Annotated in this window: 14 protein-coding genes; 6 read left to right on the top strand and 8 right to left on the bottom strand. The window is 69.5% G+C overall.

All coding sequences use genetic code 11. From position 1 onward, the window contains the following. Positions 1-36 precede the first annotated feature (36 nt). A complete protein-coding gene (glsA, locus tag HQ314_RS01690; RefSeq protein ID WP_222649101.1) occupies positions 37-1881 on the top strand; it encodes a glutaminase A in 1845 nt (614 codons plus the stop codon). 14 nt (positions 1882-1895) lie between these two features. Here the strand turns inward: glsA and HQ314_RS01695 are convergent, their stop codons facing one another. After that, complete coding sequence (locus HQ314_RS01695) at positions 1896-2750, bottom strand: anti-sigma factor domain-containing protein (RefSeq protein WP_222649110.1); 855 nt, start codon at positions 2748-2750, stop codon at positions 1896-1898. Beyond that, positions 2743-3426: a sigma-70 family RNA polymerase sigma factor gene (locus HQ314_RS01700; protein WP_268788561.1), complete on the bottom strand. Its 684-nt coding sequence runs from the start codon at positions 3424-3426 to the stop codon at positions 2743-2745. The genes HQ314_RS01695 and HQ314_RS01700 overlap by 8 nt, the downstream gene beginning before the upstream one ends. A 370-nt stretch (positions 3427-3796) precedes the next feature. On the opposite strand from HQ314_RS01700, the gene HQ314_RS01705 reads away from it, so the two are divergent. Continuing rightward, complete coding sequence (locus HQ314_RS01705; protein ID WP_222637630.1) at positions 3797-4831, top strand: ATP-binding cassette domain-containing protein; 1035 nt, start codon at positions 3797-3799, stop codon at positions 4829-4831. 2 nt (positions 4832-4833) lie between these two features. After that, on the top strand, positions 4834-5679 hold the full coding sequence (locus HQ314_RS01710) for an ABC transporter permease (protein WP_222630970.1): 846 nt from the start codon (positions 4834-4836) through the stop codon (positions 5677-5679). 4 nt (positions 5680-5683) lie between these two features. Here HQ314_RS01710 and HQ314_RS01715 read toward each other — a convergent pair whose 3' ends face one another. Next, positions 5684-6943, bottom strand: coding sequence for a class I SAM-dependent RNA methyltransferase (locus HQ314_RS01715; protein WP_222649111.1), 1260 nt, complete (start codon positions 6941-6943; stop codon positions 5684-5686). Then, positions 6940-8952 carry an APC family permease gene (locus tag HQ314_RS01720; protein WP_027505190.1) on the bottom strand — a complete coding sequence of 671 codons (2013 nt, stop codon included), beginning with the start codon at positions 8950-8952 and terminating at the stop codon, positions 6940-6942. The genes HQ314_RS01715 and HQ314_RS01720 overlap by 4 nt, the downstream gene beginning before the upstream one ends. Before the next feature lie 123 nt (positions 8953-9075). On the opposite strand from HQ314_RS01720, the gene HQ314_RS01725 reads away from it, so the two are divergent. Continuing rightward, a complete protein-coding gene (locus tag HQ314_RS01725; protein ID WP_027505189.1) occupies positions 9076-9738 on the top strand; it encodes a TrkA family potassium uptake protein in 663 nt (220 codons plus the stop codon). A 59-nt stretch (positions 9739-9797) separates the two neighbouring features. Then, complete coding sequence (locus HQ314_RS01730) at positions 9798-10463, top strand: TrkA family potassium uptake protein (protein ID WP_222649112.1); 666 nt, start codon at positions 9798-9800, stop codon at positions 10461-10463. Positions 10464-10486: 23 nt separating this feature from the next. On the opposite strand, the gene HQ314_RS01735 is transcribed toward HQ314_RS01730, so the two are convergent. Both HQ314_RS01735 and HQ314_RS01740 read right to left on the bottom strand, forming a co-directional pair. Further along, positions 10487-11176: a DUF3159 domain-containing protein gene (locus HQ314_RS01735; protein WP_222649113.1), complete on the bottom strand. Its 690-nt coding sequence runs from the start codon at positions 11174-11176 to the stop codon at positions 10487-10489. A 37-nt stretch (positions 11177-11213) separates the two neighbouring features. Next, complete coding sequence (locus HQ314_RS01740; RefSeq protein ID WP_027505186.1) at positions 11214-11591, bottom strand: OB-fold nucleic acid binding domain-containing protein; 378 nt, start codon at positions 11589-11591, stop codon at positions 11214-11216. Between the two features lie 139 nt (positions 11592-11730). On the opposite strand from HQ314_RS01740, the gene HQ314_RS01745 reads away from it, so the two are divergent. Beyond that, on the top strand, positions 11731-12435 hold the full coding sequence (locus HQ314_RS01745) for an alpha/beta fold hydrolase (protein WP_261781333.1): 705 nt from the start codon (positions 11731-11733) through the stop codon (positions 12433-12435). A gap of 22 nt (positions 12436-12457) precedes the next feature. Here the strand turns inward: HQ314_RS01745 and HQ314_RS01750 are convergent, their stop codons facing one another. Together HQ314_RS01750 and dut are read right to left on the bottom strand one after the other, a co-directional pair. After that, a complete protein-coding gene (locus HQ314_RS01750) occupies positions 12458-13285 on the bottom strand; it encodes a DUF3710 domain-containing protein (RefSeq protein WP_222649115.1) in 828 nt (275 codons plus the stop codon). A gap of 2 nt (positions 13286-13287) precedes the next feature. Then, entirely contained in the window at positions 13288-13755 is a 468-nt protein-coding gene (dut, locus tag HQ314_RS01755) for a dUTP diphosphatase (protein WP_027505183.1), read from the bottom strand. Between the last annotated feature and the right edge of the window lie 117 nt (positions 13756-13872).

Here is a 13872-nt window from a genome sequence, read left to right on the forward strand (position 1 = left end):
GCCGAGCCGCGGCACAGAATCGAGAGAGTGGTGACGATGACCGACGTCGTGCAGGAGATTCTGGAGGAGGTCCACGCGCTGTGTGTGGCGGACACCTCCGGTGGCGTCGCCGACTACATCCCCGAACTGGCGGCCGCGAACCCCGATCGCTTCGGCATCTGTCTCACGACGGCCGACGGCCACGTGTACCAAGTGGGCGACACGGACGTGCCCTTCACGATCCAGTCGGTGTCCAAACCGTTCACCTACGCCCTCGCTCTCACCGATCGCGGCGAGACCGCGGTGGCCCGCAAGATCGACGTGGAGCCGTCCGGTGAGCCGTTCAACGAGATCAGCCTCGACCCCGTCACCGAGCGCCCGCGCAACCCGATGATCAACGCGGGCGCCATCACCTCCGCGTCGCTGGTGCGAGGCGCGACGCCCGACGAACAGTTCGAACGGATCCGGGCCTCGTTCTCGCGGTACGCGGGACGCGAACTCGCCATGAACGCCGCCGTGCACGCCTCCGAATCACGCACCGGCCATCGCAACCGCGCCATCGGCCACATGCTGCGCTCCTTCGGCATCGTCGAGGGCGATCCCGACGCGATGGTCGATCTCTACTTCCGCCAGTGCTCGCTGGACGTCACGTGCCGCGACATCGGCGTCATGGCGGCGACCCTCGCCAACAACGGCCTCAACCCGTGTACCGACGTCCGAGCGCTCGAACCGGTGCTCGTCGAGCGTGTGCTGAGCGTCATGACGACGTGCGGTATGTACGACGGAGCCGGCGACTGGGTCAACCGCGTCGGACTACCCGCCAAGAGCGGTGTCGCCGGTGCGGTGCTCGCGGTCCTGCCCGGTCAGCTCGGTATCTCGGTGTTCTCACCCAGACTCGACGCCCACGGCAACAGCGTGCGCGGAGTCAAGGCGTGCCGCGAACTGTCCTCGCGCCTCGAACTGCACTTCCTCCACGTCGGCCGAGCCGCACGCAGCGCCGTGCGCGCCGAGTACACCGTCGCCGACTCCCCCTCGCGTCGCCGGCGCACCGCCGCCGAGCAGGAGACGCTCGCCGCGCGGGGACGCCGAGTCCGCGTCTTCGAACTGCACGGCGATCTGCTGTTCTCCGCAGCGGAGAGCGTCGTGCGCGCGGTGTCCACGGCCGTCGACCACGGCGCCGACGACGGGAGCGCACTCGACGGCGTGATCCTGGACATGCGTCGGGTCGACGAGGTGAGCGACGTCGCCCGCTCGATGCTGGACACCCTCGCTGCCGGGCTCCGCCGACAGGGTTGTGCCGCCGTCCTGGTCGATCCCCGCGCTGCGATGGCGCACACCGTGTCGTCCCTGTCCGAACACGACGGCAGTGGCCGGGTCTTCGACGATCTGGACTCCGCACTGCGCTGGGGCGAGGACACCGTCCTCGACCGGTGGTGCGGCGGCGCACGGCAGCCCACGGAGGTGATGGTCGATCAGCACCCGATCGTCACCGCGCTGGACGAAGCCCACCGCGATGCGGTCACCTCCCGCACGACGGACGCGCAGTACAGCGCAGGCAGCGTCATCGCCGAGGTCGGTGACGTGTCACTGGGTCTGGTGATGGTGCTGTCCGGCCGCGTCGCGGTCGACTTCATCGGCGCGGACGGCCGGGCCCGCGCCGTGTCGACGCTGTCCGCCGGCATGAGTTTCGGTGAGATGCCGTTGGTCCGGCGCTCACGCTTCGGGCTCCGCATCACCGCGGTGAAGGACACCACGGTCGCGATCCTCGGCCCGAAGGACTTCGACGCGCTGACCGAGAGCAACCCCGCTGCGAAGACAGCCTTGCTGGAGGTGCTTCTCGATCGCGCGTACGAGCAGGCCGAGTCGATCGTCGCCGCACTGCGCCGTTCCGGCGTCGTCTGAGCCGCCGGCTGCGCTCAGGCGTCGAGCGTGACCGCAGCGATGGGCGTCGTGGTGGGTGCGTCCGAACCGCTCTCGGGCTCGACCGTCACCGCCCACGTGGTCGCGTCGCTCAAGCCTGTGACGACGTGCTCGCGCGCGGGCGTGGCGGCATCGGCGGGGACGAGACCGGCCGGGCGCGGCGCGGGATCCTCTCCGATGAGCCACATCTCGAACACCTTGCCGTCGCCGGGCTCCGCGAGCCCGTCGAGCGTGACCACGGCGGCGTCCTGCGAGCGCGACCAGCGCACGGTAGCGGTACCGCCACCCTCGACCTCGACGGTGCTGGTCCTGATGTCACCGGCCGCGAGCACCTGCGACGTGGGCGACGACGGTGCGTCTCCCAGTTGCTGCGTGACCACGGCGCCGCCCACTCCGACGATCACGACGGCCGCCGCGGCTGCCGCGAGCACGCGCAGGCGTGTGCGGCGGCGATCGTCGAGCGACACCACCGGAGCGACCGGAGCCTCGTCGATCGGATCGGCCAGTGGCCGGGCATCGCCCTGAGGAGTGCTCTCCACCGCGGCGAGAATGCTCGCACGCAACGACGAGGGCGGTTCCGCGGCCGTGGACGACGCGCTGAGCGCCATCGTCTCGTCCACCGACTCGACGATGCTCTCGAACCACGACCGCGTCGCCGCGTCCGACTGCGCGAGCCTGCGTTCGATGTCCGCCCTCTCGGCGGGGTCGATCGCGTCCAGTGCGTAGGCGTAGGCGTCGTCCACCACGCTGTCGTTCATCTCGTTCACGTCCTGCATCGCATCCTGCTCCGACACGTCGTCGGGTGCGGACTCGTCGTCATGGCGGCGATGGCGACCTTCTCCGTCACTCACCGGTCTCCACCCCCAGACAATTCTTCAACTTGATCAGACCGTCCCGGATCCGGGACTTCACGGTGGGAACGGCCACGCCCAGGCGCTCGGCCACTTCCCGATACGTCAACCCGCTGTAGTACGCCATCCGTACCGATTCGCGTTGGGTCTCCGTCAGCGTGTCCAGGCATCGGACCACCGACTCCGACTCCAGGGTCTGGGTGACGGATTCGAGGACCTCGTCGTGCGCGGGACTGTGGGTCGAGGAGCCGTAGAGCGCCTCGCGATCTGTGCCGGACTGCTCCGACCGGACACGGTCGACGGCGCGGCGATGCGCCAACGTCATCATCCAGGCGAGCGGAGACCCCTGCGCGGGGTCGTATCGGTCGGCCGTCTTCCAGATCTGAAGGAACACCTCCTGCGCGGTCTCCTCGCTGAACCCCGGATCGCGCAGCACACGCAGCACCATGCCGAACACTCGAGACGAGGTCGCGTCGTACAGATCGGCGAACGCTCGGCGGTCACCGGTGGCGACACGCGCGAGCAACGCACGCAGTTCGTCGGCCTCGGCGACACGTCGACGCTTGAGGTCGGGATCGGGAACGGGGCACGACGGATCGGCGGTGTCGTCCGGGGCGCGTCGGTGCCGAGGCTCGCCGGCGCTCGGGTCGGCTGCGCTCGTACCTCCGGCGCTCACAGACCCCCACCTCGCTGCGAGACGTTCATCGTCGAGTTCATCGACCATGAGACTAGTGGCCATCGTCGTCATATCCTCACCCCCTCGGCGATCGTGGTCCTGCGCGTCGCGGTCCTGGCGTACACGCCACCGGATCATGGCGGCCACGCCGCCGGGCAATGGCGCCCACGCCACCGGGCAATGGCGCCCACGCCACGGCGCGAACATCGTGCAGGAATCATTCGTCACCGGGGCGTGAGTGGATCGGTGACCGGCGTCTCCGGCGAAAAACCCGTTGCGGACCTGCAATGACTGCGGGACGCTCGTCGCACCGGATCGGACGATCCGGACATACCGATGAGATCGTGGCGGATCAGGAGTCAGCACTCACATGACGACACATGACGGGAAGGCCGGAGGCCGGCCGCTGGAGGACGGGAAGGCCGGAGGCCGGCCGCCGACGGACGGGAAGGCCGGGGGCCTGGCGATCGAGGCGGTCGGTCTGGTGAAGAGGTTCGGGGACACCGTGGCGGTGGACGGCGTGGATCTCGCCGTCCCGCGGGGCGGGGTCTACGGGGTGCTGGGGCCGAACGGGGCCGGCAAGACCACGACGATGCGCATGTTGGCGACGTTGACCGGCATCGACGGCGGGTCGGCCCGCGTGCTCGGCCACGACGTGGCGACGGAGTCCGACGCGGTGCGGTCGAAGGTGGCGCTCACGGGCCAGTTCGCTTCGCTGGACGAGGACCTGACCGGAGTGGAGAACCTGGTGCTCCTCTCGCGGCTGTACGGGTTCTCGCGCCCGGCGTCGCGGGAGCGTGCCGATCTGCTGTTGGGCGTCTTCGATCTGGTGGAGGCCGGCGGCAAGCAGGTCAAGGCGTACTCCGGCGGTATGCGGCGCCGCCTCGACATCGCGGCGAGTCTGGTGGTCACGCCGGAGCTGATGTTCCTGGACGAGCCGACCACGGGTCTCGATCCCCGCAGCCGCAACCAGGTGTGGGAGATCGTGCGCTCCCTGGTCGCCGGCGGCACGACGGTCCTGCTCACCACGCAGTACCTCGACGAGGCCGATCAGTTGGCCGACCGGGTGGCAGTCATCGACCGGGGCCGCGTGATCGCCGAGGGCACCACCGGTCAGCTCAAGGCGTCGGTCGGCTCGGGGTCGCTGCACGTCCGCGTCGCGGAACAGTCGCGCCGAGACGACGCCGCCGACGTCCTGCGCGCGACCCTGCACACCGACGTGACTCTCGAGTCCGATCCCTTCGCCGTCACCGCGCTGGTCGACGACACCGCCCTGGTGGCCCGCGCACTCGCGACGCTGTCGGACGACGGCATCGGCGTCACCACCTACGCCCTCGGGCAACCCAGCCTGGACGAGGTGTTCCTGGCACTGACCGGACGAACGACAGAACTGGAGGCGTCCTGAGAATGACCACCACCAACTCCCCCACCGCCGCGACGGGCACTGCGCAGCCGAGCATCGCCGAGTTGCTCCGCGACTCCGGTCCCCGTCCCGATCGACCGTCGTCGATGTCGGCGGCGCTCTCGTTCGGGTGGCGAGCACTGCTGAAGATCAAGCACGTCCCCGAGCAGCTGTTCGACGTGACCATGTTCCCGGTCATGTTCACGCTGATGTTCACGTTCCTGTTCGGCGGCGCGTTGGCGGGCTCGACCAGTGCCTACATCCAGTTCCTGCTGCCGGGCATCCTGGTGCAGACCGTCGTCATGATCACGATGTACACGGGTCTGACCTTGAACAAAGACATCGAGAAGGGCGTCTTCGATCGGTTCCGGTCGCTGCCCATCTGGCGGCCGGCGCCGTTGGTCGGCGCCCTGCTCGGAGACGTGGTCCGCTACACCCTCGCCTCGACGATCGTGCTCGTGCTGGGTCTCGCGCTGGGCTTCCGGCCGGCGGGCGGCGTGCTCGGCGTGCTGGCGTCGGTGGCGTTGCTGCTGGCGTTCTCGTTCTGCGTCTCGTGGGTGTGGACGATGTTCGCGCTGATGCTGCGCAGCGAGACCGCGGTGATGAGCGTGTCCATGCTCGTGCTGTTCCCGCTGACCTTCGCCAGCAACATCTTCGTCGACCCGACGACGATGCCCGGGTGGCTGCAGGCGTTCGTGTCGGTCAATCCGGTGTCGCATCTGGTGACGACGCTGCGCGGCTTCGCCGACGGTGTGCTCGAGACGGACGCGCTGATGTGGACCGGCATCTGGTCCGTCGGACTGCTGGCGGTGTTCGGACCGATCACGATGCGCCTGTACAACGCCAAGTGACGCGTCAGTCCCGGACGAACGATCCGATGCACTCGACGTGGCTGGTCATCGGGAAGGCGTCGAACGCACGGAGATTCTCCAGGCGGTAGCCGTGCGAGAGGTAGAGCCCCGCGTCCCGTGCGAAGGACGCGGGGTCGCACCCGATGTGCACCACACGATCCGGGTGCGCACCGGCGACCGCCGCGATCACCTGTCTGCCGGCGCCGGATCGTGGCGGGTCGAGGACGACGACGGACGGCTGTGGCGGCAGGGATCCGATCGCGCGCTCGACGGGCGCTGCCTGCATCGACAGCTGCGGCAGGTCCGTCACCGCCGCACGCCCGTCCACCACCGCCCGGTGGGAGAACTCGACCGCTGCGACGGTGCCGCCCGGTCCGACCGCCTCGGCGACGACGGACGCGAAGGTGCCCGCACCGGCGTAGAGGTCCCAGGCCGTGTCACCGGGCCGAGCACCGGACCACTCCCGGACCACCTCGGCGTACTGCGTGGCAGCCGCCCGGTGAGCCTGCCAGAACCCCCACGAATCCACGGTCCACTCGCGCGACCCGACGCGCTCGACGGCCCGACCCGAGCCCGCGCGCACCCGGTGCGCGCGGTCACCGGACTTCGCGGCGCGGCGCGAGGAGGCGCCGCGACGACCGGTGTCGGCGCGCACGCGACGGTCGACGGCAGGAGCGATCTCCACGACGTGACGGGTCCCGTCGGAGTCCACGGCCACCGCGAGATCGGCGCCCGGCGTCCACGACCGGGCAGCCAGCCCGTCGTACATCCCCGGAACCGCTTGTGGGCAGGCCAGATCCGTCACGATGTCGGCGCTGCGGAGCCGGTGGAAACCGGGCCGTCCCTCGTCGTCCACACCCAACCGGATGCGCGTCCGCCAGCCGGTCTGATCACCGAGCGACTCCACCTCGACGGTGCGCTCGATGCCCCCGACGCGGCTCAGCTGCTCGGCGACGACGGCCGCCTTGATCTGGCGTCCGGCCTCGGCGGTCGCGTGGGAGAAGTCGCAGCATCCCGACCCACCGGGGCCGGAGATGGGACACAGCGGCGCGATGCGGTCGGGCGAGGCCTCCAGGATCTCGACGGCGTCCGCGCGGCAGAAGGACTTGCCGGTGTCCTCGGTGACCCGCGCCGTCACCAGCTCGCCGGGAAGGCTGTGCCGGACGAACATGACGCGTCCCTCGTGCCGTGCGACGCAGAAGCCGCCGTGTCCCGGCTTGCCCACGCGGACCTCGAAGACCGCGTCGAGCCACGAGTCGGTCATCGTTCGGATCGCCGTTCGGCCGAGGTGGGCTCGTAACCACGACGGGACGAGCCCGGTGCGTTCTCGAGGCTCTCGCGCTTCGCCCGCTCGGACGAGTTGAGCTGCCAGGGCACGCTGGTGACCATGACGCCGGGCTGGAACAGCAGACGACTCTTCAGTCGCAACGCACTCTGGTTGTGCAGCACCTGCTCCCACCAGTGACCCACCACGTACTCGGGGATGAACACGGTGACGACGTCGCGCGGTGAGTCCCGCTTGACCCGGCGCACGTAGTCGAGCACGGGCTTGGTGATCTCGCGGTACGGCGACTCGACCACCTTGAGCGGGACGCTGAGGTCGCTCTTCTCCCACTCGCGCACCAGGGTGCGCGTGTCCGCCTCGTCGACGTTGACCGTGATCGCCTCGAGGGTGTCCGGCCTGGTCGCACGGGCGTAGGCGAGGGCGCGCAGAGTCGGGCTGTGCAGCTTGGACACGAGCACGATGGAGTGCGTGCGGCTGGGCAGCACACCGTCCCACTCGACGTCGGCGAGCTCGGTGGCCACCGAGTCGTAGTGCTTGCGGATCAGCTTCATCAGTCCGAAGATCGCGAGCATCGCGATGATCGCGATCCAGGCGCCCGCGAGGAACTTGGTCAGCAGGACGATCACCAGGACGGCGCCCGTCATGGCCAGGCCGATGCCGTTGACGACACGCGACCGCATCATCGACCGGCGCTGCGCGGGGTCGGTCTCGGTACGCAGCAACCGCGTCCAGTGCCGCACCATGCCGGTCTGACTGAGCGTGAACGAGACGAACACTCCGACGATGTAGAGCTGGATCAGCTTGGTCACCTCGGCGCCGAACATGACGACGAAGAAGATGGCGGCGGCCGAGAGGAACAGTATGCCGTTGCTGAACGCGAGCCGGTCGCCGCGGGTGTGGAACTGGCGGGGCAGGAAGCGGTCCTGGGCCAGGATCGACCCGAGTACGGGGAACCCGTTGAAGGCGGTGTTGGCGGCCAGCACCAGGATCAGCGCCGTCACGATGGTGATGAAGTAGAAGCCGGGCGTGAAGTGCCGGAAGACGGCCTCGGCCAACTGCGCGATGAGCGTCTTCTGCTGGTAGTTCTCGGGAGCCCCGACGAGCTGGGTCGCGGGGTCCGCCGCGTACTTCACACCGATCTTCTCCGCCAGCAGGATGATGCCGAGCAGCAACGTGATGCCGATCGAGCCGAGCAGCAGGAGCGTCGTGGCGGCGTTGCGCGACTTCGGCTTGCGGAAGGCGGGCACGCCGTTAGAGATGGCCTCGACACCCGTCAGCGCCGCACACCCGGAGGAGAACGCGCGCGCCAGCAGGAACGCGAACGCGATGCCGTAGAGGTGACTGTCCTCCGCCTGCAGCTCGAAGTTCGACGACTCGGCCGACACGTCGTCGCCGAGGACGTACACCTGCACCAGGCCCCACACGAGCATGACGACCATGCCCACCATGAAGGCGTACGTGGGGATCGCGAACGCGGTACCGGACTCTCGGACGCCGCGCAGGTTGATCGAGGTGATGAGCACGATGGCGGCGACCGCGAACAGCACCTTGTGCTCCGCGACGAACGGCAGGGCCGATCCGATGTTGGAGGCGGCGGCCGAGATGGACACGGCGACCGTGAGCACGTAGTCGACGAGGAGGGCGCTGCCGACGGTCAGGCCCGCGGTCGGTCCCAGGTTGGTGGTGGCCACCTCGTAGTCGCCACCGCCGGACGGGTAGGCGTGCACGTTCTGGCGGTAGCTCGCCACGACCACCGCCATGACGACGGCGACGGCGAGACCGATCCAGATGGAGAACGAGTACGCCGAGATCCCGGCGACCGACAGCACCAGAAAGATCTCTTCGGGCGCGTAGGCGACGGACGACATGGCATCGGACGCGAACACCGGGAGGGCGATGCGTTTGGGCAGGAGCGTGTGTCCGAGCGTGTCGCTACGGAACGGCCTACCCAGCAGCAGCCTCTTGGTGGCCGTCGAAAGCTTGGACACATCGCAGAGCGTAGGCCGTACCGGGCTCGACCGTGGGGCAGGGTGACCGATAGCGTTGCGCGAAGTCCCTCCCGGCAGCAATCACCTGGGCACCGTCCTCTCGACTCCCGAACGGAGCGTCTGTTGTACGTAGTCGTCATGGGGTGTGGCCGCGTCGGCTCCGCCCTCGCGGGTGCACTCACCCGCATCGGCCACGAGGTCGCGGTCATCGACCGCGATCCCACCGCGTTCCACCGGCTCGGTCCCAACTTCACCGGACGTCAGGTGATCGGCATGGGGTTCGACCGGGACGTGCTCGTCGAGGCGGGCATCGAGAAGGCCGACGCACTGGCCGCGGTGTCCTCGGGCGACAACTCCAACATCATCTCCGCGCGTGTCGCCCGCGAGACGTTCGGTGTCGAGCGCGTCGTCGCGCGCATCTACGACGCCAAGCGCGCCGCGGTGTACGAACGCCTCGGCATCCCCACGGTGGCCACGGTGCCGTGGACGACGGATCGATTCCTGCACACGCTGATCCACGACAACGAGCTCACCAAGTGGCGCGATCCGTCGGGCAGCGTCGCGGTGGCCCGCCTCGACATCGGCGAGGGATGGGTGGGCAAGGGCGTGACCGCGCTCGAGAGTGCGACCAAGTCCCGAGTGGCCTTCATCATCCGCTTCGGTGCCGGACTCCTGCCCGACCGCAAGACGGTGATCCAGGCCGACGACGAGGTGTGGATCGCGGCGGTCGACGGCATGGTCGCCGAGGCCGTGGCGCTCGCGAGCAACCCTCCGCCCGAGGACTGACGGCTCCTGCCTCACCTCGTGTCCGTCCCCGCACCAGACCTGTCACCGAAGGATCCGTCATGAGAGTCGCCATCGCCGGAGCGGGAGCCGTGGGCCGTTCGATCGCCCGCGAGCTCCTCAGGTCCGACCATCACGTCCTGCTGATCGAACGCAAGGCCGACCACGTCGACCCGGCATCGGTCGAGGCGGCCGAGTGGATCCACGCGGACGCCTGCGAGCTGGCCACCCTCGAGAGCGCCGGCATCGAGTCGTACGACGTGGTCATCGCCGCCACGGGCGACGACAAGGCCAACCTGGTCCTGAGCCTGCTGGCGAAGACCGAGTTCGGCGTCGACCGAGTGGTCGCCCGCGTCAACGACCCGCGCAACGAGTGGCTCTTCGACGCGTCGTGGGGAGTCGACGTCGCCGTGTCGACACCGCGCATGCTGGCCTCGCTCGTCGAGGAGGCGGTCTCGGTGGGAGATCTGGTGCGCCTGATGACGTTGCGCCAGGGCAAGGCGAACCTCGTGGAGATCACGTTGCCGGCGAACACACCGCTGGCGGGCAAACCGGTGCGCCGCATCACGCTTCCTCGCGACGTCGCGCTGGTCACCATCCTGCGCGGTGGCCGCGTCATCGTCCCGGAGAAGGACGACCCGCTCGAGGGCGGCGACGAACTGCTGTTCGTCACCACCGTCGACGTCGAGGACGAACTCCGCGAGGTGCTGGGACTCTCCCAGCGTTGACCGACAGGACCGACTGACAGCCGTCAGGGCTCGATGCGGTCCGCGTCCACGACCTCGGTGGTCTCGCTCACCCGGTGCGTCGCTGCGGCCACGACAGCGTCGGCCCGTCGCACGGCCCAGAACGTGACGGCGAACGCGACCGCCGCGAGCGGCCAGCCCATCGCGATGCGGGCGACCGCGAGCCACCCGGTCTGGTCGGAGTCGTAGAGCTGCGATTGCACGACGTACCGCGCGACGAACACGAGAACCCAGGCGAACGTCGCGATGTCGTACGCGCGGACGGCGGCCCGATGCTCGCGCCAGGCCTTGCCGGTGCCGTTGAGGTAGCCCCACACGATGCCGACGAGCGGACGACGAGCGAGGATCGAGACGAGAAACACCCCGCCGTACGCGAGCGAGGTGTAGATCCCGAACAGGAAGTAGCCCTTGGCGTCTCCGGTGCGGTAGGCGATGAACGCGCACACAGCCACGCCGAAGAATCCCGACACGGCCGGTTGGATCGGATCCCGCTTCACGAGGCGCCACACCAGGATCGCCACGGCCAGACCGAGGGCGGCCCAGATGGCCGGGGTGAGACCGGCGAGGGAGTTGACCGGAACGAAGACCAGCACGGGCAGGGTGGAGAACACCAGTCCGCTGACCCCACCGAGCTGGGACAGGATCGTCTCGGGAGGCGCGTCCTCGGTGGGCTGACTGTTCGGTGACTCGCTCATGCAGTTCAGGGTGCCAGACGATGCGGCTCCCGAAGAACTAGTCCTCGGTGCGCAGCTCGTAGTACGGGTTGTAGATGACCTTGCGGCCCTCGCGCTCCCCCACGCGACCACGGACCAGCAACTGCGTGCCGGACTCGATGCCGGCGATCTTGCGTCGGCCGATCCAGATCAGCGAGATGGTGTCGGTGCCGTCGAAGAACTCGGCCTCGACGATGGCGTTGGCGGCCTTGCTGCACGTCTCGACGCTGCGGAGCCGTCCGACCATGGTGACCTCGTCACCGCGAGTGCAATCGCATGCTCGTTGGGCGCCGGACGCCTTCGACGTCGACTCCAACTCCTCGGCATCGAGTTGATCGATGTCCTCGGTCAACTTCCGGGCCATGCGGCGGAAGTATCCTGCGGCAGCGGGTGCCATGAGTGCTCCTGGAGCGGTTCGCGCGGGCCTTCCGCGGCGGATGTTCTGCTTCTGTCAGCGCCACTGTAGACCTTTCCGAGCACGCCTCACCACACCCGGCCGGTCGGGTCGGTGAACGCCACGAGAAGATGCGGACACCATGGAGACAACCACCGTCGTACTGCTGCCCGGCACCGGCTCCGACGCGTCGTTCGTCGAGGGGGCCTTCGGTGATGCCGTGGCGGATCTCGGCTGGTCGCTGCGGGTGATCGAGCCCGAACCCGCCGACGTCGTCGGGGGCTACGTGCGGGCGCTCGACCACGTACGAGGCGCCGTTCGAGGGGACCTGATCGTGGGCGGTGTCTCACTCGGCGCGGCGGTCGCGGCGCGGTGGGCGCTCGACCGTCGGGGCGCCGCGCAGGGCGCCGTCCTCGCGATGCCGGCGTGGACCGGATCTCCGGGCGACTCCCCCGCTGCGGTCGGTGCCGCCGCGACGGCGGCGACGCTGCGGGCCCACGGCCTCGATGCGTCGGTGGCGGCGATGGCGCAGTCGAGTCCGCGGTGGCTCGCCGAGGCGCTGACGCGGTCGTGGCGAGCACAGTGGCCGCAGCTGCCGACGGCGCTGGACGACGCCGCCCGGTACGTGGCACCCACCCTCGACGACCTGCGATCCCTCGCGGTGCCGGTCGGCGTGGTGGCAGCGATCGACGACCCGGTGCACCCGCTCGGCGTCGCGCAGGACTGGTGCGCGGCACTTCCCACGGCGCACCTCGACACCTTCGCGCTCGGCGTCCTCGCCGCGTCCCCGGGCGAGCTCGGCAGGCTGGGCGTCACCGCGCTCCGGCGTGCGACGGGCGGGTCCTAGTCGAGCTGCTCTCGCCGAGAACTCAGTCGAGCTGCTGCATCGCCGAACCGGAGGGCCCGCGCCGACGTTGCGCCTCGGCAGCGGCGTCCGCGTCGGGGGCCTGCTGCTGAGGTACCTGCTGCTGGGGCACCTGCTGCTGCACCGCCGCCTGTGCCTGCGCCTGTGCGGCCGCCATCTGCTGTTGCTGCGCGGCCGCGAGTTGCTGAGCGAGTGCCGGCGGCAGACTGATGGGCAACGGCGTCCGCACCGGGTGCGGATCCGAGCCGCGATCGACCACGGTCGCCGCCACGACGGCACGCGCCTGCTCGACCAGCGGCGATCCGGCCTCGACACTGCCTGCCGGTCCGCTCGCCACGCCGCGGATCATCCAGCGGTACCCGTCGACGCCGATGAAACGCAGATCCCCGCCGGCCGCGGAGCCCACCACCTCACGGCCCCACGGGCCGGTCTCGGTGGCCACCCGCGCGTTGTCGCGGCGCAGCGTGTCGGCCAACTCGGCGGCGACGTCACGCCACTGACCGGGCGACTTCGGAGCGGCGAAGGCCGCCACGGTGATGCGCCCGTTCGGAGTGACGATGTGGACGGCCTGGGGTGCGCCGGCCTGCGTCATCTCGACCTGCAGCTGTCCGCCGGCCGGAAGCATCAACAGCACAGATCCCAGATCGAGCCGTCCCTCCGCGATGCTCTCGCGGTCGCCGTTCAGGTCGTCGATCGACCACGGCCCGGTGGTGTCGTCCGCCGTACCGTCCACCTCGTCGACCTCGTCCACCTCCTCGACCTCGACGTCCTGCGCGGAGTCGAGATCGGTGGCGTCGACGTCGTCGCGCCCCTTCTTCTTGCGTCCGAACATGCTCAGTTCTCCTTCTCGCTGGCGGTGACGGCATCGAGAACCGCGTGCCCGCCGCTGGAGCCGTAGCCGCCGACACCACGGGTGGTGTCGTCCAGCTCGGCCACCTCGACGAAGTCGGGCAGTTCGACCCGCTGCACCAGCAGCTGGGCGATGCGGTCCCCGCGCCGCAGTTCGATGGGGGTGCGTGGATCGTGGTTGATGAGGCAGACCCTGATCTCGCCGCGATAACCGGCATCGACCGTTCCCGGCGTGTTGACCACCGACAATCCCGCTCGCGCGGCGAGGCCGGACCGGGGGTGGATCAGGCCGACGGTGCCGACCGGCAGCGCCACGGCGATGCCCGTACCGACCATGGCACGCTCACCGGGTTCGATGACGACGTCGACGGTGGAACACAGGTCCACACCCGCGTCACCGGCGTGTGCACGGACGGGCAGCGGGATGTCCGGATCGAGTCGTCTGACGGCCACCGTCTCGACGGCCGGTGCCGATCCCTGGTCTCCGCGGGTCGTGCGTGTCGCCGTCTCGGCCGTCAGATCGCTCACATCGGTCGAGATTACTCGCCGATGCACCGTCGACCTCCCGCC

It is taken from the genome of Rhodococcus sp. BP-332, assembly GCF_019836065.1.
In the GTDB taxonomy this organism is placed as follows: domain Bacteria; phylum Actinomycetota; class Actinomycetes; order Mycobacteriales; family Mycobacteriaceae; genus Rhodococcoides.